This window comes from Streptomyces marianii (genome assembly GCF_005795905.1).
In the GTDB taxonomy this organism is placed as follows: domain Bacteria; phylum Actinomycetota; class Actinomycetes; order Streptomycetales; family Streptomycetaceae; genus Streptomyces; species Streptomyces marianii.
The window spans coordinates 1625418-1648052 of the sequence record NZ_VAWE01000001.1 but is presented as its reverse complement, the minus strand read 5'-3'; the positions used below and the strand labels follow the sequence as shown (position 1 = coordinate 1648052).

General features: G+C 73.3%; 23 protein-coding genes. 12 read left to right on the top strand and 11 right to left on the bottom strand.

Going from position 1 to position 22635, the window contains the following annotated elements; genetic code table 11:
* Positions 1–390 precede the first annotated feature (390 nt).
* The 4 genes from FEF34_RS07335 (at position 391) to FEF34_RS07320 (ending at position 4693) form a co-directional block, all read left to right on the top strand.
* Positions 391–1686, top strand: a complete 1296-nt coding sequence (locus FEF34_RS07335; RefSeq protein WP_407698263.1) for a PP2C family protein-serine/threonine phosphatase — start codon at positions 391–393, stop codon at positions 1684–1686.
* Positions 1683–3395 carry a sensor histidine kinase gene (locus FEF34_RS07330; protein WP_138052404.1) on the top strand — a complete coding sequence of 571 codons (1713 nt, stop codon included), beginning with the start codon at positions 1683–1685 and terminating at the stop codon, positions 3393–3395. The genes FEF34_RS07335 and FEF34_RS07330 overlap by 4 nt, the downstream gene beginning before the upstream one ends.
* Positions 3392–3829 (top strand): response regulator, encoded by a 438-nt coding sequence (locus FEF34_RS07325; RefSeq protein WP_138052403.1) that lies wholly within the window; start codon positions 3392–3394, stop codon positions 3827–3829. The genes FEF34_RS07330 and FEF34_RS07325 overlap by 4 nt, the downstream gene beginning before the upstream one ends.
* 411 nt (positions 3830–4240) lie before the next feature.
* Positions 4241–4693, top strand: a complete 453-nt coding sequence (locus tag FEF34_RS07320) for an ATP-binding protein (protein ID WP_234042312.1) — start codon at positions 4241–4243, stop codon at positions 4691–4693.
* Positions 4694–4787: 94 nt separating this feature from the next.
* Here the strand turns inward: FEF34_RS07320 and FEF34_RS07315 are convergent, their stop codons facing one another.
* From FEF34_RS07315 to FEF34_RS07305, 3 genes are all read right to left on the bottom strand, one after another.
* Complete coding sequence (locus FEF34_RS07315) at positions 4788–5162, bottom strand: STAS domain-containing protein (RefSeq protein ID WP_138052402.1); 375 nt, start codon at positions 5160–5162, stop codon at positions 4788–4790.
* Between the two features lie 254 nt (positions 5163–5416).
* On the bottom strand, positions 5417–6295 hold the full coding sequence (locus tag FEF34_RS07310; RefSeq protein ID WP_234042311.1) for an RNA polymerase sigma factor SigF: 879 nt from the start codon (positions 6293–6295) through the stop codon (positions 5417–5419).
* Between the two features lie 149 nt (positions 6296–6444).
* Positions 6445–6837 carry a DUF2267 domain-containing protein gene (locus tag FEF34_RS07305; RefSeq protein ID WP_138052401.1) on the bottom strand — a complete coding sequence of 131 codons (393 nt, stop codon included), beginning with the start codon at positions 6835–6837 and terminating at the stop codon, positions 6445–6447.
* Positions 6838–7194: 357 nt separating this feature from the next.
* On the opposite strand from FEF34_RS07305, the gene FEF34_RS07300 reads away from it, so the two are divergent.
* Positions 7195–7971 carry a GAF domain-containing protein gene (locus tag FEF34_RS07300; protein WP_138052400.1) on the top strand — a complete coding sequence of 259 codons (777 nt, stop codon included), beginning with the start codon at positions 7195–7197 and terminating at the stop codon, positions 7969–7971.
* 169 nt (positions 7972–8140) lie between these two features.
* Here FEF34_RS07300 and FEF34_RS42670 read toward each other — a convergent pair whose 3' ends face one another.
* The 3 genes from FEF34_RS42670 to FEF34_RS07285 all read right to left on the bottom strand — a co-directional run bounded on the left by FEF34_RS42670 (position 8141) and on the right by FEF34_RS07285 (position 11352).
* On the bottom strand, positions 8141–8338 hold the full coding sequence (locus tag FEF34_RS42670; protein ID WP_325063624.1) for a sigma factor-like helix-turn-helix DNA-binding protein: 198 nt from the start codon (positions 8336–8338) through the stop codon (positions 8141–8143).
* A 122-nt stretch (positions 8339–8460) separates the two neighbouring features.
* Positions 8461–10584 carry an MMPL family transporter gene (locus FEF34_RS07290; RefSeq protein WP_138052398.1) on the bottom strand — a complete coding sequence of 708 codons (2124 nt, stop codon included), beginning with the start codon at positions 10582–10584 and terminating at the stop codon, positions 8461–8463.
* Positions 10585–10899: 315 nt separating this feature from the next.
* On the bottom strand, positions 10900–11352 hold the full coding sequence (locus tag FEF34_RS07285; protein WP_234043063.1) for a MarR family winged helix-turn-helix transcriptional regulator: 453 nt from the start codon (positions 11350–11352) through the stop codon (positions 10900–10902).
* Between the two features lie 334 nt (positions 11353–11686).
* Here FEF34_RS07285 and FEF34_RS07280 point away from each other — a divergent pair, with 334 nt between their 5' ends.
* Complete coding sequence (locus tag FEF34_RS07280; protein ID WP_138052396.1) at positions 11687–12259, top strand: DUF4383 domain-containing protein; 573 nt, start codon at positions 11687–11689, stop codon at positions 12257–12259.
* 116 nt (positions 12260–12375) lie between these two features.
* Here the strand turns inward: FEF34_RS07280 and FEF34_RS07275 are convergent, their stop codons facing one another.
* Positions 12376–12753 carry an STAS domain-containing protein gene (locus tag FEF34_RS07275; protein ID WP_138052395.1) on the bottom strand — a complete coding sequence of 126 codons (378 nt, stop codon included), beginning with the start codon at positions 12751–12753 and terminating at the stop codon, positions 12376–12378.
* 285 nt (positions 12754–13038) lie between these two features.
* Here FEF34_RS07275 and FEF34_RS07270 point away from each other — a divergent pair, with 285 nt between their 5' ends.
* Positions 13039–14235: a PP2C family protein-serine/threonine phosphatase gene (locus tag FEF34_RS07270; protein WP_138052394.1), complete on the top strand. Its 1197-nt coding sequence runs from the start codon at positions 13039–13041 to the stop codon at positions 14233–14235.
* A gap of 48 nt (positions 14236–14283) precedes the next feature.
* Here the strand turns inward: FEF34_RS07270 and FEF34_RS07265 are convergent, their stop codons facing one another.
* Both FEF34_RS07265 and FEF34_RS07260 read right to left on the bottom strand, forming a co-directional pair.
* Positions 14284–14805 (bottom strand): MarR family winged helix-turn-helix transcriptional regulator, encoded by a 522-nt coding sequence (locus tag FEF34_RS07265; RefSeq protein ID WP_138052393.1) that lies wholly within the window; start codon positions 14803–14805, stop codon positions 14284–14286.
* Positions 14806–15079: 274 nt separating this feature from the next.
* The gene (locus FEF34_RS07260) at positions 15080–15580 is read right to left on the bottom strand and encodes a MarR family transcriptional regulator (protein ID WP_171052860.1); all 501 of its coding nucleotides are present in this window, start codon (positions 15578–15580) and stop codon (positions 15080–15082) included.
* A gap of 564 nt (positions 15581–16144) precedes the next feature.
* On the opposite strand from FEF34_RS07260, the gene FEF34_RS44175 reads away from it, so the two are divergent.
* Positions 16145–16459, top strand: coding sequence for a YhjD/YihY/BrkB family envelope integrity protein (locus FEF34_RS44175; protein ID WP_407698262.1), 315 nt, complete (start codon positions 16145–16147; stop codon positions 16457–16459).
* 95 nt (positions 16460–16554) lie between these two features.
* Here FEF34_RS44175 and FEF34_RS07250 read toward each other — a convergent pair whose 3' ends face one another.
* Positions 16555–17130, bottom strand: coding sequence for a TerD family protein (locus FEF34_RS07250; protein ID WP_138052392.1), 576 nt, complete (start codon positions 17128–17130; stop codon positions 16555–16557).
* Positions 17131–17304: 174 nt separating this feature from the next.
* Here FEF34_RS07250 and FEF34_RS07245 point away from each other — a divergent pair, with 174 nt between their 5' ends.
* Together FEF34_RS07245 and FEF34_RS07240 are read left to right on the top strand one after the other, a co-directional pair.
* The gene (locus tag FEF34_RS07245; protein WP_138052391.1) at positions 17305–17715 is read left to right on the top strand and encodes a BlaI/MecI/CopY family transcriptional regulator; all 411 of its coding nucleotides are present in this window, start codon (positions 17305–17307) and stop codon (positions 17713–17715) included.
* 4 nt (positions 17716–17719) lie between these two features.
* Complete coding sequence (locus FEF34_RS07240) at positions 17720–18658, top strand: M56 family metallopeptidase (protein ID WP_138052390.1); 939 nt, start codon at positions 17720–17722, stop codon at positions 18656–18658.
* Between the two features lie 71 nt (positions 18659–18729).
* Here FEF34_RS07240 and FEF34_RS07235 read toward each other — a convergent pair whose 3' ends face one another.
* On the bottom strand, positions 18730–19785 hold the full coding sequence (locus tag FEF34_RS07235; RefSeq protein WP_138052389.1) for a sporulation protein: 1056 nt from the start codon (positions 19783–19785) through the stop codon (positions 18730–18732).
* Positions 19786–20222: 437 nt separating this feature from the next.
* Between FEF34_RS07235 and FEF34_RS07230 the strand changes: the two genes are divergently transcribed.
* Together FEF34_RS07230 and FEF34_RS07225 are read left to right on the top strand one after the other, a co-directional pair.
* Complete coding sequence (locus FEF34_RS07230; RefSeq protein ID WP_138052388.1) at positions 20223–21557, top strand: hemolysin family protein; 1335 nt, start codon at positions 20223–20225, stop codon at positions 21555–21557.
* Positions 21554–22579 (top strand): hemolysin family protein, encoded by a 1026-nt coding sequence (locus tag FEF34_RS07225; RefSeq protein WP_138052387.1) that lies wholly within the window; start codon positions 21554–21556, stop codon positions 22577–22579. Before FEF34_RS07230 ends, FEF34_RS07225 begins: the two co-directional genes overlap by 4 nt.
* The last annotated feature ends 56 nt before the right edge of the window (positions 22580–22635 follow it).

Sequence of the window (22635 nt, the reverse complement as noted above, 5' to 3'; positions counted from 1 at the left end):
CGCGAGCCGCCGGCCGGCGATGAGACAAGACCCACTCCGTTCCCGGGCATGAACCGCGCGGAGCCGAGGCGCGGATCGCCCGCGAGGCGTGACCTCCGCCACGATTCCGGAATCCCCGCGTCCGTTCGTCCCGGGGTGAATCCGGGTGCGGCCCGCCGCCGGACCGCAGGCCACGACCGGTGCGGAGCCTCCGCGCGGCCGCGGTTCACTCCGGGCCGCACGGCCCGGGGTGCCGCCCGCCACCGTCGCCGTGCGAGGGCGATCGAGCAAGATCCACGTGCCGTTTGACCTGATCGGGGCGGTACGGTCGAGCAGGAGCCGCGCGAGTGCAATTATTCGCGAGCGGCAAGTATTCTGCTTGCGCCCCACGGCTCGCGTGCGGCCGAGGGTATGGGGAGGTCGGCTGTGAGGAGCCCTGTCGGAGGGCAAGGCCAGGAGGTGCCGGGGCCGAGGGCGTCGGTCCCGCAGGTGCCTCTGGCCCGCGTGTCACCGGCCGGCCTCGCGGCCGACGGCGACTCCTTCCTCACGATCCTGCTCGTCGAGGACGACGACGGCGACGCGCTCCTCGTGGAGGAGACCCTCCGCGACAGCGGTCTCGCCGTCCGGCTCACCCGCGCCCGCTCCATGGCCGAGGCGCGGAGGGAGCTGAGTGGCGAGCACGGCCCTCCCGCCCAGTGCGTGCTGCTCGATCTGCACCTGCCCGACGCCCAGGGACTGGACGTCGTCGGCCAGGTGCTGGCCGAGGCGCCCCGCGCCGCGGTGGTCGTGCTGACCGGGCTGGCCGAGGAGGGCGTGGGTCTCTCCGCCGTCGCGGCGGGCGCCCAGGACTACCTGATCAAGGGCGTCTTCGAGCCCACCGTGCTGGCGCGATCGGTCAGATACGCGGTGCAGCGCCGCCAGATCGAGCAGGCGGCGATGGCCCTGGAGGCCAGCCGTATGCGCGCCCAGGAGAACGCCCGGCTCGAACGGGGACTGCTGCCCTCGCCGCTCCTGCACGGCGCCGGGGTGCAGGTCGTGTCCCGGTACGAACCGAGCAGGTCCCTCGGTCTGCTCAGCGGTGACTTCTACGACGTCGTGGAGACCCCGGACGGCACGGTCCACGCCGTCATCGGCGATGTCTCCGGACACGGCCCCGACGAGGCCGCGCTCGGCGTGTGCCTCAGAGTCGCCTGGCGCTCCTTCACCCTCGCCGGTGTCACCGGCACCGGTGTGTGCGAACTCATGCAGAAGGTCCTGGTGGCCGAGCGGACCGGCGCCGAGATCTTCGCCACGGTCACGACCGTGGAACTGCCCCCGGGCCTCACGAAGGCCAAGGTCGTCCGCGCCGGTCACCCGCCGCTGCTGCTGCGGCGACCGGGGGGAGTGCGGCTCGTGGAGACCGCCGTCGGGCCGGCGCTCGGCCTGCTCCCCGACGGCCGCTGCCACTGGCGGGAGGACCATCTGGACCTGCCCGCCGCGGGGGGCCTGGCCCTGTTCACCGACGGACTCTTCGAGGGGCGTGTCAGCTCCGACGGGGGGCGGCTCGGTGAGGACGGCCTGCTCGCGCTCGCCGACCGCTACGCCGGCCGGCCCGCCGAGGAGTTCGTCACCGCGGTGATCGCGGAGACGCGCGCCCTCTCGGCCGACCACGGCGGCCACAGCGACGACGTCGCCCTCCTCCACCTCGAATGGAACCAGCAGAAGTGACCAGTCGCGAAGAACCGCTGACGCCCACCGGCGCACCACCCGCTCGGGACCGGCGCACCGCGCTCACCGTCCCGATGTGGCTGGGGATCGTCCTGGCCGCCATCCTCGTCGTGGTGACGGGCTTCGCCGTGGTGGGGGCGCAGTTGCTCTCCCGGACGGCCGCCGAGTCCGACGACCTCGTCGACCGCATCCAGCCGGCCCGGGTGGACGCGTACCGGATGCAGAAGGCGCTCATCGACCAGGAGACCGGGGTGCGCGGCTTCGTCCTCAGCCGGGACACCCGCTGGCTGGAGCCCTACACCCAGGGGCAGAGGGACGAGGAGTCCGCCGAGCGGGCCCTGCGCGAGGCGCTCGCCGGCGACCCCGCCCTGCTCTCCGTCGTGTCGGCGACGGAGGAGGCGGCCGAGGCCTGGCGGACCGGCCACGCCGGGCCGCTCGTGGAACGGGCCCGCCAGGGCACTCTGCCCGCGTCCGCTACGACGGAACTCCAGCGGAGCAAGGTCGCCTTCGACCGGCTCCGTGAGCGGTTCGACGAGCTGAACGAGACCCTGACCGCGGAACGGACCACCGCCAGGGCGGAGATGCACCGTACCCGCACCGGCCACAACTGGGTCCTCGCCGGGATGCTGGCGGCGTTCGTCGCGTTCGTCGCGGTGCTGGTGGTCGTGCTCCACCGGGCCGTCGGACGGCCGCTGGACGGGCTGCGCACGGCGGCCCAGCGGGTCGCCGACGGCGACTTCGAGCACAGCATCGAGCCCGGCGGGCCGGCGGAGACCCGGCACCTCGCCGTCGCCGTCGAGGCGATGCGCGTCCGCGTCCTCGACGCCCTGAGGGCCTCGCAGCAGCGTGAGGAACTGCTCGCCCAGCGCACGGCCGTCCTCGACGAACAGACGGTGGAACTGCGCCGCTCCAACGCCGAGCTGGAGCAGTTCGCCTACGTCGCCTCGCACGACCTGCAGGAGCCGCTCCGGAAGGTGGCCTCGTTCTGCCAGCTCCTCGAGAAGCGGTACGGGGACCAGCTCGACGACCGGGCCAAGCAGTACATCGACTTCGCCGTCGACGGCGCCAAGCGCATGCAGGTCCTGATCAACGATCTGCTGGCCTACTCCCGGGTGGGGCGGCTCAACGACGTCAGCGAGACCGTCGGAATGGACTCCGCGCTGGAAGGGGCGCTGGCCAACCTCGGCACGGCCGTGGAGGAGGCGGGTGCCGTCGTCGAGCGCCCGGACGACCTCCACTCCACGACCGGCGATCCGACGCTGCTGACGATGCTGTGGCAGAACCTGATCGGCAACGCGGTGAAGTTCCGGACCCCCGGCCTCCCGCCGCTCGTCCGCGTCACCGTCGAGGCGGAGAACGACGGCGAGGTCCCGGCCTGGCACTACCGTGTCGACGACAACGGCATCGGCATCCCGGAGGAGTTCGCGGAAAAGGTCTTCGTGATCTTCCAGCGGCTCCACGGCCGGGACGCCTACACCGGTACGGGCATAGGCCTGGCCCTCTGCAAGAAGATCGTGGAGCACCACGGCGGCCGGATCTGGATCGACACCGACCAGTCCGAGGGGGCGCGGATCCACTTCACCCTGCCGGCCGTCCCCGCAGAGAAACCTCCCGCGGAGACGGAGTCCACGGGCGCGGCACCGCAGCACCCCGCAGCGGACCCGGCCCGTGACGGCCACGCGCCCCTCACCACTGGAGATAACGTATGAGCGCCACCAAGCCGATCGAGGTCCTGCTCGTCGAGGACGACCCGGGCGACGAACTGATGACCCGCGAGGCGTTCGAGGACAACAAGATCGGCAACACGCTTCACGTGGTGCGCGACGGCGAGGAGGCGCTGGACTTCCTCTACCGGAGGGGAGCCCACCAGGACGCCCCGCGCCCCGACCTGATCCTCCTCGACCTCAATCTGCCCAAGTACGACGGACGGCAGGTGCTCGAGCGCATCAAGGCCGACTCGGAGCTCACCCACATCCCCGTGGTGGTGCTGACGACGTCCGCGGCGGAGGAGGACATCCTGCGCAGCTACCGGCTCCACGCCAGCGCCTACGTCACCAAGCCGGTCGACCTGGAGCAGTTCATCGCCGCGATCAGGAAGATCGACGACTTCTTCGTCACCGTCGTGCGGCTGCCCCGCTCCTGAAGCACGTCGCCTCCACGTGGCGCGCGGTCCCGGGCGGGGGCGCGGGGCCTGGATCCCGGCTGGGACCCCTCGGCCCGGGCCTCGGAGGGCGGCGCGGCGCGAAGGGTGCGGGGCGCCGAGCGTTCCCCGGGCGAACCGGGCATCCGACGAGGGGGGCTGGTGAACGTCAGCCGAACGAGGTGCGCAGCCGTGCGCACCGTGCCGCGAAGGAGCGCCCGTGCACCTGCCGTGCCGGTCGGTCCTGCCGTTCCGGGCACGCCGGCGTCACACGGCCGGGAACCGACCGGCCGGACGCGCCCCCCGCGTTCGCCGCCGGTTTCGTTTTCCGTCCGCCGGGAGGTGCCGTCGCGCGGATTCGGGGTAGGAGAGCGCCGACCCAGGGACGGCAGGCACGAACAGGACGACCAGCAGATGAGTTCGAGTGTGATCGGGACGGGCCGCGGGGCTGCCGCGGCATGGGCCGGCGACGCGTGGGCGGGCGCCGTGTACGACGGCGGCCCGGGGAGCATCGCCGAGGCCCGCGGCTTCGCCACGCGGTTCCTGGTGGACAGGCACGGCTTTGAAGCCGCATCGGAGACGGTGGGGGCCGTCCAGCTGATCGTGTCGGAACTGGTGACCAACGCGTGCAAGTACGCCCACGGGCCGTGCGCGATGGACCTGGAGAGGATCCCGTCGGGCATCGAGGTCACCGTGTGGGACAGCAGCACGACGCTTCCCCTCGCGCGGGCCGCGGACCCGGGGCGCGTCGGCCAGCACGGACTGGAGATCGTCCTGGCACTGTGCGAGGGACTCACCGTCGAGCGCGAGCCGGTCGGCAAGCGCATCACGGTGCGCGTGTCCTGCCCTGACCGCGTGTGCCCCTGACGGCGTGCGCGCCGGACCGTCCGCCGCGCCGCGACCGGCGCGGTGCGCCGACGGCCCGCAGCGCTCCGGCCGCTCCGGAGCGGCCGGCGCCCCATCAGGGACGGGGCACGGCGTCCAGGTCGTCCCTGACGTCCAGGACCTGGTCGGCCCCCGTGATCTCCAGAAGCCGCCGCAGCTGGGGCTGCGGCCTCGCGACGCGCAGGTCCGCGTTCTGATGGACCCGCAGCATCAGGTTCAGGAAGGCCGAGTCGCCGAAGGTGACGCCGGAGACGTCCAGGATCACCTGGGAGTGCTCCGCGGACGCGGCGGTCAGCGCGGCGTCCAGCGGCGGAAGGCTGGTCAGGTCCAGATCGCCTCTGGCGGCGATCACCCAGGCACCTCCGGCCGCGTACTGGACGCCCACCGGACCCTCTCCGTCCTGCCGGAACCCGACGTCGCCGCGGGGCCGGTCTTCGCTGCTCGCGTCCATGGTGCGGAGTATGCCCGTCACCGCGCAGCTCCGGTAGTCACGAGGCCGCCGTCCGGGCGGATCCGGCCGCTCGGTGTTGCACGCGCGGTGGTGTCTCCCCGGTCGCCGGCCCGGACGGGCCGCCCGCGGGCACCCGCACGTCCCGTCCCGGGCCGACGGCCCGACGGCACGCCGAACGGCGGTGGCCCCCTCGCCCTTGCCGGGCCGGGGGCCACCGCCGATCGTGCGTGTGTCTGCTGTGCGCGTCCGCCGGCTCAGCCGGTGCCGGTCTCCAGCAGACCTGCACGGAGCCGCTTGATGATGCGGGTGAGCAGCCGTGAGACATGCATCTGGGAGATGCCCAGCTGTTCGCCGATCTGGGCCTGTGTCAGCTCCTCCACGAAGCGGAGGTGCAGGATCCGGCGGTCGCGCTCCTCAAGCTCGGCGATCAGGGGGGCTAGGGAGTGGAAGTCCTCGATGAGCTCGAGCGCCGCCTCCTCCTCGCCGATGAAGTCGGCCAGGGCCGCCTCGCTGTCCTGCGTGTTGTCGCCCGTGAGGGCGGCGTCCAGGGAGGCGGAGTTGTAGGCGTTGGAGGCCTTGCGGGCCTCGATGACGTCCTCCTCCGGGAGCGACATCAGCTCGGAGAGCTCCCTCACCGTGGGGGTCCGGCCGAGCCGGCTCCGCAGCTCCTCGGTGGCCTTGGCCAGCTCGACGCGGGCCTCCTGGAGCCGCCGGGGGACGTGCACGGCCCAGCTGGTGTCCCGGAAGAAGCGCTTGATCTCACCGACGATGCAGGGCACGGCGAAGGTGGTGAACTCCACCTCGCGGGACAGGTCGAACCGGTCGATGGCCTTGATCAGACCGATCGTGCCGACCTGGACGATGTCCTCCATCTCGTCCGCGCCCCGGCTGCGGAAGCGACCCGCCGCGTACCTGACCAGCGACAGGTTCATCTCGATGAGGGTGTTGCGCACGTACTGGTACTCGTGCGTGCCCTCCTCGAGCTGTGCCAGCCGGGCGAAGAACTGACGGGAGAGGTCGCGTGCGTCCTGGGGAGCCACCTTGGACGGGTCCGCGATGTGCGTGATGCCGATCGCCCCGGCCGCCGACGTCTTCTCCGGTGCCGCGGTTGTCACTGCGGTCACGGCTGCCATGCCATCCACCCCTGTCGTCCGTGTCTCCAACCCCCGTGCCCGGTCCGCATACCCGGGATGCCGGAGCGCATTCCCCGTCGCTCGCCGATCGGGCAGTCGGGTTTCGCGAACCCCGTCCGACCAGGACCCGCCCGTCGCTTCCGCCCCGCTCATACCGGCTCCGTACGGCCGAACAACCCCGCGTGGCCCGGGGGGAGTTGGGTCAGAATGCGGCGCAGCAGGGCGTCGTCCGCCACCTCGGCGACGATGCCGAGCACGGCCGTGACGGCGCGCCGTGCCTCGCCGAAGTCGCCGTGGTCGCGGGCCGCGACCGCTGCGACGAAGCCGCGCGGGGTGAGGGGTTCGCTGGAGGGCGGGCCGCCCGTCAGCAGCGGGCCGCACTGGTGGGGCAGCAGCCGGGCGAGATCGCTGCGGTCGTCGCCCACGAGATGGGCACCCAGGACGTCCAGGACGCTCTCGACGGCCCTGGCCGCCTCCTGCCGCCTGACGTAGCGGCCCCGTTCCCGTACCTGGTCCAGCAATGCTTCCAATCGGCTCTTCATGGCGCGCTCCTTGCCGTGGTCGTTCTGCCGGCCCGCGCCGGAACAGTGCGGCCACTGAACGTGATCAACCGGCTACCCGTGACGGCGGACGGTAATCGCCGCGGCCGGTCCGGCATGACCCGAACGGCCCAGGGCGTGCTGCGCCGTCCGCCCGCTGGGCGGCTACGGACGCGAGTCGTTCGGCTCCCGTCCGGAACGCCGGAATGCGCCCGGTGCGGGACGGAACGGGCGGATGGCACATGAGGCATTCGGGAGCGTGGTAGACGAACGGGCATCCCCGGGACGTCCGGAACACGCGTCCGGGACGCGCCCGCGGGGCTGCCGCCTCACGGCAGCCACGGCTGAAGGGAATTGAACATGCTGGAGGAACCACCGTCGATCGTCCATGACGTCTCGGTCGCCGCGGCAGTCGGCCGCCGAACCCTGCCGCAGCGGTTGTGCGCCGCCTTCGCCCAGGCGCTGGGCGCCCAGCGGGCGGCCCTGTCGCTCCTGCCCCGCGTGGAGCACTGGAGGCTGCTCCACGCCACCGACGAACCGGCCCTTCGCGGCGAGGCGACGCAGTTCACCCTGGGCGGTGGGCCGTCCGTCAGCGCAGCCCTGCGCATGCGGCCGGTCCACGTCCGGGACGTGCGCGGCGAGCCGTGCCGCGCGGGATCGCCGCTCCACGAGGGGCTCGCCGACGTCCGCCAGATGCTGGCGCTCCCGCTGCACGTCCAGCGTGCGCCGGTCGGCGTGATCTGCCTGTACTACACCGTCCGCGCCGAAGTGACGGACGCTCATATCGCCGAGGGGCAGCACGCGGCGGGCCTCGCGCTCGACGCGCTGCTGCGCTGGCGTCCCGTGCACGGCAGCGACGAGTGCGACTGCCCGGTCTGGACCACCGACACCCGGGCGGCCCGCTGGGAGCGCATCCACCGGGCGGCCGGGTATCTCGCGGCTCGCGAGGACTGTCCCGTCGCCGAAGCGCTGTCGATGCTCCAGGCCGCCGGCGCGAGGGACGGACTCTCCCTGCTCGACGTCTCCGACGCGCTGCTCCAGCCCCGGGACGCCCTCGCGCACGACGTGCCCGTGCCCCGCGCGGACGGGCCGGTGCCGGCGGTCTCCGGTCCCGGGGCGCGCGCGGCGGTTCCGTAGCCGGGGCGGTCGCCCGGCCGGGCGGGGCCCGCGGTCCGGGACGGCGGGTGCGGGCGCGGCCGCGCACCGGGGCTCCGGCGCGGCGCCCGAGGCGCGGGACGGCGGGGCCCCGAAGCACCTGGCCCGCACACCGGGGGTCGCCGGTGCGGGCCCGGAGCGGCCGGTCCGCTCAGTCCCGCGTCGGCTCCGTGCACAGCCGGGACGGCGCGCGCCGCAGCAATCGGGACACGTGCGTCTGGGAGATCCCCGGCTCGGCGCCGATCCGGGACCGGCTCATGTCATGGACGAACCGCAGGGTGAGGATCGTCCGTTCGCGCTCGGGCGGCGCCGCCAGGAGCGGACCGGGCGCCGTCAGGTCATTCCTCACGGGCGCCCGCGGCCGCCACGAGCGTGACACGCGGGCGCGGCTACCCGGGGAGAGGGCGATCACAGGCAGGGTCACGGAACGGTTCCCCGCCCGGGACCGGGGCGCTCGGTCCCGGGCGGGGCTCAGGCGATGTCAGCCGGCACCCGGGGCGGCTTCTCGCGCACCTGCTCGCGGCTCAGCCGCCCGGGCCACCAGGCCGTGCGGCCGATGTCCCTGACGAGGGCCGGGACGAGCAGGGACCGGACGACGAGGGTGTCGAGCAGGACCCCGAAGGCGACGATGAACGCGATCTGGACCAGGAACGCCAGCGGGATCACGGCGAGCGCGGCGAAGGTCGCGGCGAGCACCACGCCCGCGGAGGTGATGACCCCGCCGGTCGCGGTGAGACCGCGCAGGACGCCCTCGCGCGTCCCGTGCAGCAGGGACTCCTCGCGGACGCGGGACATCAGGAAGATGTTGTAGTCCACGCCGAGGGCCACCAGGAACACGAATCCGTACAGCGGCACCGAGGCGTCGGTGCCCGAGAAGCCGAACGCGCCCCGGAACACCAGCGCCGAGACGCCCAGTGTCGCGAGGAAGTTGAGGGCGACGGTCGCGACGAGCAGCACCGGCACCAGCACGGACCGGAGCAGTGCGACCAGGATGGCCAGGATGACCACGAGGACCACGGGCACGATGAGCAGGCGGTCGCGTTCGGCGGTCCGCTGGGTGTCGTACTGCTGCGCCGTGTATCCGCCGACGAGGGCGTCCGCGCCGGGCACGGCGTGCACCGCGTCGCGCAGCCGTACCACCGTGTCCTTGGCCGCGTCGCTGTCGGCGGCGTCCTTGAGGGTGACGTCGATGCGGACCTTCCCGTCCGCCACCAGCGGCTCTCCCGCGCCGGGGCGCCCGGAGGCGGTCGCGGGAGCCGCCGAGTCCACACCGTCCGTCGCCGCGGCGGCGGCCGTCACGTCCCCGACCCGGCCTGCGTCGGCGATGACGACGGCCGGGTTGCCCGAGCCGCCGGGGAAGTGCTCGCCGAGAACGGCCTGCGCGGTGACGGACGGCGCGTCGTTCACGAAGATCTCGTCCAGGGGCACCCCTTTCGAGACGAGCCCCGGGGCGAACGCGGCGCACGCCAGCAGTCCGGCCAGTGTGGCCGCCCAGACCTTGCGCGGGGCGCGGTCCACCAGAGCGGCCACGCGCGTCCAGACGCCCCGGGCCGAAGAGCCTTCGCCGGCCGGCTGCTTGGGTCGCGCGGGCCAGTACGCGGCCCGCCCGAGCAGGACCAGTACGGCCGGCAGGAAGGTGAGGGCGCTGAGCACGGCGCAGACGATCCCGATGGCACCGACCGGCCCGAGGGCCCGGTTGTTGGTCAGATCGCTGAAGAGCAGCGCGAGGAGCCCGAGGGCGACGGTGGCCGCACTCGCCACGACGGGGCCGGCGGAGCGCCGCAGCGCCGCCCGCATGGCTGCGAACCGGTCCGCGTCCCCGGCCAGCTCCTCGCGGTAGCGGGCCGTCAGCAGGAGTGCGTAGTCGGTGGCGGCGCCGATGACCAGGATCGAGAGGATGCCCTGCACCTGGCCGTCGACCCGCACCACGTCCCGGTCGGCGAGCGCGTAGACGACGGCGCAGGCCAGGCCCAGGGCGAGGACCGCGCCGGCGATCACCACCAGCGGCAGCAGCAGGCTGCGGTACACGAGCAGCAGGATCAGCAGCACGGTGGCGAGGGCGACGCCGAGCAGCAGTCCGTCGATCCCCGCGAACGCGTCGGACAGATCGGCCTGCGTGGCGGCCGGCCCGGCGATGTGGACCGTCGTGCCGGGCACCCGGTCCGCCGCCTCGCGCACCGCCGCCAGGACGTCGGGGAGCCGGTCGCCCAGGTCGGGCCGCAACTGGACGACGCCCTGGAGCGCCCGGCCGTCCTCGGCGGGCAGGGCGGGGGAGGCGGCGCCCGCGGTCCCCGGGGTTCCCTCGAGCGAGGCGAGCGCCTCGGTCGCCGAGCGCCGCACCGCCGGGTCCGCGACGCCGTCGCCCTCGGCGGTCCAGACGACGACGGCCGGGAGGCTTTCGTCCTGCCGGAACGCCTCCCGGGCGTCGACGGCCCGCGTGGACTCGGCGCTGCGGGGCAGGAAGGCCGCCTGGTCGTTGGTGGCGACCTCGCCGAGCCTCCCGGCGTACGGGCCGAGGGCGGCTCCGCAGGCGAGCCAGACGGCCAGCAGGAGGAGCGGTACCAGCCTGCGGGCCGGTCGCGAGGAGGGGGACATGGCACTCCCGGTTGTGTGCGGTTGCTTCATCCGGTACCTCACCCGGACGAAGTGTTTCACTCATCGACTATCTCAATGATTGAAACAGTTTGGCATGCGCCGGGTCCGCTGCGCGGAGGGGACGCCCGGAGCCGTCCGCAGGGAGGGCCGGTCGTGACGGTGCGGCGTGTGCCGGTTCCTCTTCGGCGGACGGGCCGCCGCCGGATGCCCCGTGGCCCGATGGGCTCGCGCGGAGTCGCCGCAAGGGGCTTCGACTGCCGGTCTTCGGAGTCGGGTGAGTGGGCGCAACCACTCCTGCTCAGCGATGAGGAACGGTCAGCCGCGGCCGGAGAGCCGGTCCAGTTCCTCGTTCATCGCGTTCAGGAAGCGCAGGACGACGCCCAGTTCGGCGCCGCTGAAGCCCTCCTGGGCGCGCGCCGTCGCCTCGGCGAGCGGCTGGAAGTGCGCCCGGGCCGCGGCCCTGCCATGTGCCGCGTAGTGCAGATGGACGACCCGGCGGTCCGTGCTGTCGCGGGACCTGCGGATGTGGCCGGCCCGTTCCAGCCGGTCGAGGCAGGCCGTCACGGCGCCCGACGTCAGGCCGAGATGCTCCCGCAGGCGCCCGGGGGTCAGGGGGGTGTCGGAGTCCAGGATCGCCGCGAGCGCCTGGATGTCGGTGGCGTGCAGTCCCTGGGTGGCCGCGAACCCGTGGATCAGCCGGTTCATCTCGCCGTTCATACGGCGCAGTTGCACCGCGAACGCCCGCAGGTCGCGGCCCGCGGCCCCCACGGCCGCGCCGTCCCCGGTGGAGGTGGTGGCGGCGTCCGCCGGCCCCGTCTCGTTCGTACTCGCCACGCGCTCAGCCTATAGACGGCGGACGGGGTTCTCCGCCGCCGGTCACCGTGAACGCCGCGGGGCCGGGAGGGAGAGGTGCGTGGGGCGCGTTCCCGGATGCCCGCGATGAACGATGCAGCACCGATGCGACTCGCCCGCCGCTCCGCGGTGGCGCAGCCTGCAGTCGGAAGGACCGGTCCGGGAGCGGAGGAAGGCCGGACCGTGACGGAGCGGAACGCGAATCCGGCCGGGTGGAACGGAAACCGCCCCGGCCGGGAAGGAGGGCACAGTGAGGCTCAGGGACGAACTTCCCGTCGACCACGCTCTCGCCACCGTCTACCGTGTGGGCGCGGCCCTCTGCGGTGCGGTCCTGCTGGTCTTCGGCTGCCTCGGTCTCGCCGACGGGCTCGGGTTCTTCGAGACCGACGGCGCGCGGGTGGCCGGACTGTCCAGCAACGGCCTGCTCAGTCTGATCTCCCTCTGCGTGGGTCTGCTGCTGCTGGGCGGCGCCGTCGTGGGCGGGAACGCCGCGAGCACGCTCAACATGATCGTGGGCACGTCGTTCCTGCTCAGCGGTTTCGTGCACCTGTTCCTGCTCGGCCGTCCCGCCAACATCCTCGACTTCGGCATGTCCAATGTCGTCTTCAGCTTCGTGATGGGCCTGCTGATCGTCACCTTCGGCATGTACGGACGGGTCAGCGGCGGGCTCCCGCACGACAACCCCTACTGGCGCAGCCGCCATCCGGAGCAGGCCCGCCGCGAGGCCGGCGTACGCGGGCCCGCCGTCGGGGGTCCGCTGCCCACCCGCTCGCCGCGTGCCCTCACCGCCGGCTCGGCCCGAAGGCCCGAGGGCCGTCGGTGATCTCGCGGCTCCCGCGACTGCCTCGCGCCGGGCGTCCCGTCCCGGCGCGAGGCAGTCGTCGGAGGGTCGTACCGCGGAGCCCTCCCGGCCCCGCGTTCGTCAGGGATCCGGGTGCGTCACGGCCGTGCCCCCGCCCGCGCCACGGCGGTGAGCGCCGCCTCGACGTCCTCGTGGACCGCCGTCGTCAGGCTCAGGCCCGTGAGGTCGAACAGCTTGGCGACGGGCGGTGCGGGTGCGGCCAGGTGCAGATCGCCGCCCGTCGCCCGGATCTCGCGGGTGGCCCGTATCAGCACGTTCAGTCCGGAGGAGTCCATGAAGCCCACGGCGGACAGGTCCAGCACGAGGTGACGGCGGCCGTGGAGGGCCTGGTTCGCCAGGTGGTGGTGGAGGAGCGTCGCCGTGTCGACGTCCAGTTCGCCGCGGATCGTCACCAACGCCGTGCCGGGGTCGTGGATCTCGACCTCGACGTCCAGGTTCTGTTCCATGGGGGACATGCCTCCGCTTTCGGATGGTTCGTTCGGCCGGCGCGTCCGTGGCGGGCGCCGCGCGGTGTGGGTCGCACACCCGTGCTGACCGGAGCACGTGTGCCCCGTGTCGCCGCTCGCACACCTCCCCGGGCTGAGTTGCCGCCCGTACATCATTGTCGCGTGACAAATGTTGCTTTCGGTTCGTAGAATCACGTGTTCGTGCCCGGCGTCCGTGGCCTCGGAAGTCCCTGGATGCGTGCACACTGACGGCATGCTGGGCTTGTACTCCCGGCACGACGAGAATCGGATGACGTGGACAAGTTCGCTGCCCTCGAGCAGGCCCTGCGCGGTGCCGCTCCCCACACCCTGCTCGACGTGGTGGGCGCCGCTCTCGACGAGCGGTACGGCACCGCCGGGGTGGAGCTCCGGCTGGCCGACTACGGACTGCGCTCTCTGCAGGCCGTGGCCCCCGGAACCGGCCCGTCGGAACCGGTGCCGATCCACGGCACCCCCGAGGGCCGCGTATTCGGCTCCCAGGAGCCGTACGTCACCGAGGACGGCGGCGGCCGGATCGCCGTGCACCTGCCCGTCACCGTGCGCGGTGACCGGCTCGGTGTGCTGACCGTGCGGATGGCCGCGGACGCCTTCACCGAGGGCGACCTCCCGGACCTCCGGCTGGCCTGCGAGGCGCTCGGCCACGAGATCCTCGTCGCGGAGCGCGACACGGACCTGTACGTACTGGCCCGCCGTGCGGCACGGCTGACCCTCGCGGCCGAGATGCAGTGGCAGCTGCTCCCGGGCCACGCCTGCGCCCGCGACGAGTTCGCGCTCGGCGCCCAGCTGGAACCGGCCTACGCGATCTTCGGCGACAACTACGACTGGTCCGTGTCGTCCGACCACCTCACCATGGCCGTCACCAACGGCATGGGAGACGGCATCGAGGCGGCCCTCCTCAGCAATCTCGCCGTCAACGCCCTGCGCAACGCCCGCCGCGCGGGCCTCGGCCTCGCCGACCAGGCCGCCCTCGCCGACCAGGCCGTCTGGGCCCACTACCGGGGCCGGGCGTATGTGTCCGTGCTCCTGCTGCGCTTCGCATTCGCCACGGGTGAGGTCGAGGTCATCGACGCCGGGTCGCCCCGGCTGTGGCGGCTCCGTGACCGGGAGGTGGAGCCGATCCCGTTCGACGCGCAGCTGCCGCTCGGCATGTTCGAGGAGACGGTGTACGTACCGGAGCGGTTCACCGTGCTCCCCGGCGACCGTCTGGTCTTCGGCAGCGACGGCGTCTACGAGGCGGTGTCCCCCGCGGGCGAGTACTACGGCCTGCGGACCCTCGCCCGTACGCTGCTCGCCACGAGCCTGCTCCCGCCCACCCAGGTCCCCGGGGCCGTGCTGCGCGAGCTCGCCGGCCACCGCGGGGACAAGCCCCTCGACGACGACGCGCTCGTGGTCTGCCTCGACTGGTACGGACGGGGGAGTGGTTCCGGCGGCAGTGCGGGCACCGCGGACTGAACGGGTGGGGCGCGACGGCCTCCGCGGCGCGGAGTGTCGCGCGGGCCGCTACGCGTGCCCCGCGGAACCGCCGTCCTGGCGTGCGCTCCCGGCGCCGTCCGGACCGGGGCTGCGGTCACCGTCGGCCACCACGGCGTCCCGGAATCCGTGGAGACCCTCGAGCAGCGCCGCTCGGGACGCGGGGTCCATCGCCTCGATCGCCGCCAGCAGGACCTCCTCGCGCTGGGAGCGCAACTCCGAGAGGTACGCCCGGCCGTGACCGGTCAGGCGGATCGTCAGCTCCCTGCGGCTCACCGGGCTGGGGGTGCGTTCCACGAGTCCCATGGCCTCCAGCCGGTCGCACAGCCTGCTGACCGACGACGGCGCCGAGCCCAGGACGTCGCCGAGCGTGCGCAGATTGATCCCGTCGGCGCGCTCCAGGCTGTACAGCACCCGGAGCTGCGAGGCGGAGACGGCCGAGGCGGTGTCCCTGCCCCGCTCCCACAGGATCTCGAGCATCTCGATGACGTCGCAGGCCGCTCGTGCCGCATCGGTCGCCCGCCGCGAGTGTGGAGCCGGACTCGTGCTCATGCCGTGACACCCCAAATCAGACGTGCTCCGCCGATGCCGCGGACCCGGTGCCGCGCCCCTGCCTCGCGCGCCCCGGCGCCGGACGGATACCGGTGGCCGGGATTCCGGCGAGCGGCGTCGTCGCGCGGGCACGAGGCGGGTATGGGGGCAACCATATCCCTCCCCCGACTACCCGACCGGCCGCCGATCCTTGTGCCGATCGGTTGACGATCCGGTGTGGCGGGCGTGAAGAACGCCCCCTCGCAGGACCGCTCGGACGGGGCCCGGCGGGCGGTCAGGCGGAACGTGCGTTGTCGGCCGGGCGCAGCCCCGGTGCGGAGCCCGTCTCGCCGAGCGCGTCCCGGAAGCCCGACAGGCCCAGGAGGAGGGACCTGGCCGCGGCCGGAGTCATCGCGGCGATCACTTCGAGCAGCGACGCGTCCCTGCGGCTTCGCAGCTCCTGCAGGTAGGTCCGGCCGCGGCTGGTCAGATGGAGCTCCAGCTCGCGCCTGCTCACCTGGCTGGGGAGGCGCCGGACGAAGCCGAGTGCCTCGAGCCGGTCGCAGAGCCGGCTGACGGAGGGAGGGGCCGATCCCAGCAGCTCGCCCAGGGTGCGGAGGTTGATCCCCTCGTCGCGGTCGAGGGTGTAGAGGACGCGGAGCTGCGACGCGGAGACCGGGGCGTAGGGCACCTCACGGCCCCGTGTCCACAGGGCCTCGAGAAGTTCGACGAACTCGTGGCCCACCGCCGGGTCGTCGCGCCGGCGAGGCCCGGAAGCAGAGTGGTTCGCGTCCATACCTTCCGACACCCCGAATCGGTCACCCTCATTTCGCGGGCCGTGGCAGCGCCGCAGATCCAGAGGCAGAGGCCGTCCCCGCCACCGCAACCATATCTTTTTACCGGCATCGGACACCCGGGGCCACGACATACCCGCCCGGTGGCGGCCGCGCGGGACGGATGGCCGGGTGGGACGCGGGCAGGCGTCCGGGGCCGCCGACCGCCCCGCGTCGATCGGTCGCGCACGGGCACGCGGACCGGAGCGCCCCCCGCGACAGGAGACGACATGCACCGTGACCGGACGCGTGGGACGTCCATCAGCACCACGTCGACTGCCGCTCATCGGTCGCTCTCTCCGTCCGAGGCGCCCGGGCCGTCCGTGTGGCCCCGGCTGTCCACGGCGTCGTGGCCGTCCGCGAGGACCACCAGCAGCGGCCGACGCGGGCGCCGTCCACGCCTGCGGGCCCGCGCCGGACGGCACCCCGTCCGGGGTGCCGCCCCCGCGGGGCGATCTGCTCACCGCCCTGCGCCGGACGCCGGTGTCCGCCTGGCACGGCGACGTCACCGACTGGGCCGCGGCGGGGTGCCGCCCCCGCGGGGCGATCTGCTCACCGCCCTGCGCCGGACGCCGGTGTCCGCCTGGCACGGCGACGTCACCGACTGGGCCGCGGCACTGACGTACTACGCCGTACTGGCGCTGATCCCCATGCTGCTGGTCACCGTGTCGCTCACCGGGCTCGCCGACGCCTCGGGGACCGGTGCCCTGATCGAACGGGCCGACGCGCTGCTGGAGGAGGCGGCGGGGCGGATGCCCCTGCCCGCCACCGCCGGTCCGCTCCCCGGGCCGTCGCAGGAGACCGACCCGCCGAGGGACGGCGGCGTCACCCTCGTCGCCTGACTGCCGCAGCGCCGCGGAAGGAGCCGCCCCGGGGCGAACGGCGCGCTGCCGTTCGCCCCGGGGCGGCGTTCCGCCGTACGAGGGAGCCCTTCGCGTCAGACCGCCACGCCGAAGTCGGAGACGATGCCGGCCAGTCCCGAGGCGTAACCCTGGCCCACGGCACGGAACTTCCACTCGTCGCCGCTGCGGTACAGCTCCCCGAACACCATGGCGGTCTCGGTGGAGGCGTCCTCGGAGAGGTCGTAGCGGGCCAGCTCGGCCCCGCCCGCCTGGTTGACGACGCGGATGAAGGCGTTGCGGACCTGGCCGAAGCTCTGGCTGCGGGCCTCGGCATCGTGGATGGACACCGGGAAGACGATCCTGGTGACGTCGGCGGGCACCGTGGCGAGGTTCACCTTGATCTGCTCGTCGTCTCCCTCGCCCTCGCCGGTGAGGTTGTCGCCGGTGTGCTGGACGGAGCCGTCGGGGCTGGTGAGGTTGTTGTAGAAGACGAAGTGCCCGTTCGAGGCGACCTTGCCCGAGTCGTCCAGGAGCAGTGCGCTCGCATCGAGGTCGAAGTCGGTGCCGGTGGTCGTGCGGACGTCCCAGCCCAGTCCGACCAGGACCGCGCTCAGGCCCGGTGCCTCCTTGCTCAGTGACACGTTGCCGCCCTTGGCGAGGCTCACGCCCATACCGGTTCTCCTCACGTGTGTGTGCCCGGGTGCGGCGGCACACGGGCGACGGAACTGCGAACACTCGAAATCTACAGCAGTGTAGAAATTGTCCGTCCGGTGACGCGCTCCGACTCGCCGTGGGTCAGTACGATGAGGCCGCGAGGCCGCGGACGAGGCCGGAGGGAGGCGGAGTTGGGCAACCGTGAAACGGCCGGCTCGCTCCCTGCGGGTGGTGGACGCAGGCGCGGACAGGGCGAGCTCGAGGCGCAGGTGCTGTCGGTGCTGAGGACCGCGCCGGGACCCGTCACCGCCGCCTGGGTGCAGGAGCGCCTGCCCGGGCGGCTCGCCTACACCACCGTCATGACCATCCTGTCCCGGCTGCGGGCCAAGAACGCCGTCACCAGGCAGCGGGAGGGCCGGTCGTTCGCCTGGGAGGCGACCGCCGACCAGGCGGGGCTCGCCGCGCTGCGCATGCGCCGCGTCCTCGACGGGGAACGGGACCGGGAGGCGGTGCTCACCAGCTTCGTCACCTCCCTGTCCCCCGAGGACGAGCGGGTGCTGCGCGAACTGCTCGGCCACACGGACGACGATCCCGAGGAGTGACCGGGTGGGCGTCTTCGTCTTCCTGCCGCTGGTGCTGCCCCTGACGGCCTGGCCGATCGCACGCCTCGCCGAGCAGCATCTGCACCCCCGCACCGCCACGCGTCTCCTGGCCGGGGTCGGCGCCCTGATGGCCCTGTGCAGCACCCTCTGCCTCGCCCTCATCATGGTGGTGGGTACCGCGCAACTGCCGGGCAACCCGCTGCCGGACACCTGGTCCGACGCCGCGGTGCGCGAGGCGGTCCCGTACGACGAGGTCGTCGGCAAGGCCGCCATCCCCGCACTGGTCGCCGTGGCGGCGGCCGCGGTCCGTACGGTGTGGCGGCACCACCGCGTCCGGCGCCGGGCGGAGCGCGCCCTGGAGGGGCTGCCGCCGTCCCCCGTCGCGGTGCTGCCCGACGACTCGCCGTACGCCTACGCCCTGCCCGGCGGCCGGGGCCCGGTGCGCGGCCGGATCGTGGTGTCCACCGGCATGCTGGCCCGTCTCGACTCGCGTGAGCGCCGCGCCCTGTTCGCGCACGAGCGCGCGCATCTGGCCGCGGGCCACCACCGCCATCTCCTCGCGGCCCGGCTGGCCTCCCGCGCCAATCCGTTCCTGCGCCCCCTGCGCACCGCCGTCGTCTACTGCGCGGAGCGCTGGGCGGACGAGGAGGCCGCCGGGGTGATCGGCGACCGGCGCGTGACGGCCAGGGCGGTCGGCAAGGCGGGCCTGGTGTCCCGGGGCGCCCCGTTCCCGCTTGCGGCCGGTTTCGCCACGGGACCCGTGCCGCGGAGGGTCGCCGCTCTGCTGGGGCCGGTGCCGCCCGCCGGGACCTGGCCGCCCGCCTTCACCGCCGCGGGTGTGGCGCTCTGGACCGCCGCGGCGGGGGCGGCGGTGTCCGCGCTGTCGTCGGCGAACTCGGCAGTGGTGCTGTTCCTGGTGCTGAAGGCCGCGACGCCGCTGTGAGGGCTTGCAGGGAAGCAACGCCTTGATTCCCCGCAAGCCGTGGCGCGGGCACGGGAGGGCCCGCCGTGCCGTCAGTCCTCCTCGCCCTCGCCTTCCGCGTCGCTCCCGTCCGGGCCCTCGTCCTCGAGGGCGTCGCCGATCTCGTCCACCACCTCCGCGCCGACGATGCCCGCGCCGACGGCCAGGCCCGCCGCGCCGACGGCCACGGCGGCGCCCGTGCCGGGTCCGTGGTGCCCGCCGTGGTGGTGGCCGTGACGATCGGTGTGGTGGTGGTCCTCGTGCCCGCTGCCGTGGGCCAGGCCGTGGGTGGCGTCGCCCCCGTGCGGCCCGTGCGCGGCGGGGCCGGAGCGGTGCTCCAGCAGATGGTGCAGCCAGGTGCCGACCCTGGCGTTCCAGTCCGTGTCGCCGGCCTCTTCGTGGGCGACGTCGAAGCGGGTCAGTGCGTCGTGCCCGCCCGCGAACAGCCCTCCGCGCCCGCCCGCCTCGAGGACCACCTCCACCCGGCCGGGTCCGGCGAGGAAGGTCACCTCGACCTCGTCGACCGCCTGGGTGTGCTGCGGGGGCGGGGTGAGCTCGATCTCCTGGTAGAAGGGCAGCGACTGCCCCGTCCCCCCGATGTGCCCGTACTCGAGATCGGCGGACCGGAAGCCGAAGCCGAGTTGCCCGAACGCCTCCAGGACCGCTTCCTGCACCGGGAGCGGCCGCACGGCCAGCAGGTCCAGGTCGCTCTTGTCCCGGGCGCCGGCCACGCCGAGCTCCGTGCGCACACCGAGCACGACGCCGAGCGCCTGCCCGTGCAGCTCGGTCAGCGGCGTCTCCCAGGGCACCGTCACCGCGAAGGGGACGACGTGCCGCGCGCCCGGGTCGAGCCGGAACCCGCCGCCCACCGTGATCCGCTCGAAGGCGACCTCCGCCTCATGCTCCCCTTCGTCGGTCTCCTCGGTCTCCGCTTCGACGCGGGCGACGAACTCCAGGGTGATGTGCTCGATCTCGAAGGCGGTGTCCCCGCCCTCGAGCCGGACCTCGCCGGTGAGGCTGCCGCCGGGCGGGACGGCTCCGGGGGCGAGGACCGTGTCGACGGCCGGGCCTCCGACGCCGATCGAACCGAGCAGTCGCTTGAACACCATCGTGGCGTTCACTCCTTCGTGTGCGGGGTTCCTGCGGGACGACGCGGCGGATGCCGCACGGACGGACGGGGTGGGCCCGTGGGCATCGCTCCTCGTCGCCGGGAACATCCCGCAGCGCGGGAACATCCCGTACCGCCCTTGGCGTTGTCTACACGCATGTAGAAGCATAGGAGCGGAGCTCTCGCCGCGGCCCGCGCACACGGGGGTGGCCCCGGAACGGCCGAAAACGCCACGGTTGGCCAGTGCAAAGGGAATGGTCAGCTGCTTTACCCCTCCTTTACCATGGTTCGGCGGACACTGTCCCGACCATGACCCCAACAGGGCCGATCCCGGTCCACCGAGCCACGAAGGAGCAGTAGACCCGCAATGGGTGAACCTCCCAGTCCCAGCCGTGCCCCGTCCCGCCCGCCGTTCTCCGAGGGCCGGGAGGTGGCACGGTGACCGAAGTGCTCCTGCTGCTCGTCGCCCTGGCGCTCACGCTTGCCTGTGCCGTCTTCGTCGCGGCCGAGTTCTCCCTCACCACCGTCGAACGCGGTGAGCTGGAGCGGGCGGCGCGGGCCGGCGACCGGGGCGCCGAGAGCGCCCTCAAGGCCGTGAAACGCCTCACCCTCCAGCTGTCCGGTGCCCAGCTGGGCATCACCGTGACCTCGCTGGTGATCGGCATGCTCGCGGAATCGTCGGTCTCGGCCCTGCTGCGCGGCCCGCTTGAGGCGGTGGGACTGCCCTCCGGCGCCGTCCCGACCGTGTCGACACTGCTCGGCGTCGCGATCTCGACCGTCGTCCTGATGGTGGTCGGCGAGCTCGTGCCCAAGAACTGGGCGATCTCGCGCCCGCTCGCCGTGGCCAGGGTCGTGGCCGGGCCGCAGCGCGGCTTCACCGCCGCCTTCGGACCGCTGATCCACCACCTGAACAACACCGCGAACCGGATCGTGCGCCGCTTCGGGCTGGAGCCCGCCGAGGAGCTGGCGTCGGCCCGTACCCCGGAGGAACTGATCGCGCTCGCGCGGCACTCGGCCCGGGAGGGCGCCATCGAGGCCGACTCGGCCGAGCTGTTCGTCCGCACCCTGCACCTGGGCGAGCTGACCGCGGAGAACGTCATGACACCCCGCGTCGACGTCCGCGCCCTCGCAGTGCAGACCACGGCGACCGACGCGGCGAACCTCACCCTCGCCACCGGTCTGTCCCGGTTCCCGGTCTACCGGGGCAGCCTCGACGAGGTCATCGGCACCGTGCACATCCGCGACGTCCTCGCCCTCGACGAGGACAAGAGGCCGCTCACACCGATAGCCGACCTGGCCACTGCGCCCCTGCTGGTGCCGCACTCGCTGCCCGTGGACAAGCTCCTCGGCCGGCTGCGCAGGGCCCGCACCATGGCCGTGATCATCGACGAGTACGGGGGCACCGCGGGTGTCGCCACCGTCGAGGACATCGTCGAGGAGGTCGTCGGCGAGGTCCGCGACGAGCACGACCCCCACGAGACGCCCGACCTGGCGCCCGCCGAGCCCGCGCTCGACGGCCGTCCGGTGTGGCACGCCGACGGCAGCGTCCGTATCGACCAGCTCCGGGAGATCGGCTTCGTCGCGCCCGACGGCCCGTACGAGACCCTGGCGGGACTGATCGCCATGCGCCTGGAGCGCATTCCGACCACCGCCGACCGCCTCGACGTCGACGGCTGGCGGCTCGCCGTGCTCCACACCGAGCACCACCGTGCCGACCGTGTCCGCATCACCGCCCCCGTCACCGTGGCGCAGAGCGCGGAGGAGACCCGATGACCACCCTCCAGCTGCTGATCGGTGCGTTCACCCTCGTCACCAACGCCTTCTTCGTCGGAGCCGAGTTCGCCCTGATCTCCGTGCGCCGCAGCCAGATCGAGCCGGCCGCGGTCAAGGGCAACCGGCGTGCCCGGACCACCCTCTGGGGCATCGAGCACCTGTCCGCGATGATGGCCACGGCCCAGCTCGGCATCACCGTGTCGTCGCTGGTGCTGGGTGCCGTCGCCGAACCGGCCATCGCCCATCTGCTGGAGCCCCCGTTCCACGCCATCGGCGTCCCGGCGGCGCTGATCCACCCGATCGCGTTCGTCATCGCGCTGACGCTGGCGACGTATCTGCACATGCTCGTCGGCGAGATGGTCCCGAAGAACATCGCCCTCGCCGCCCCGGCGCCGACCGCGCTGCTCCTTGGCCCCCCGCTGGTGGCGCTGACCCGGGCCCTGCGACCGGTGGTCTTCGGTATCAACGCCTTCGCCAACGCCCTCCTGCGACTGCTGAGGGTCGAGCCGAAGGACGAGGTCGCCTCGGTCTTCACCGACGACGAACTGGCCCGCCTGGTCAAGGACTCCAGCGCGGCCGGGCTCCTCGAACCGGAGGACGGCGAGCGACTGCAGGACGCGCTGGAACTGGGCACCCGGCCGGTCGGCGAGGTGATGGTGCCGCTCAACAAGATGCTCACCGTCGGCGCCGGAATCACCCCCCAGGGCCTGGAAAAGGCCTCCGTCGCCAACCGGTTCTCCCGCCTTCCGGTGGTCGCGGAGAGCGGTGCGATCCTGGGCTACCTGCACATCAAGGACGCGCTCGGCGCCGCCGACCGCACGAAGCCCTTCCCGCGCACGGCCCTCCACCCCATCATCAAGGTCGCCATCGACACCCCCCTCGACGACACCATGACCGCCATGCGGGGCGCCGGCACCCATCTCGCCGCCGTCACCGGCACCAAGGGCACCGTCATCGGCTTCGTCACCATGGAGGACGTCCTGGAGGAACTGGTGGGTCCGGCTCCCGACGCGGTCGCCTGACCGGCGAGCGCTCCGACCGCGCATTCGCACCGGGGCCGCCCCCCGAGAGGGCGGGG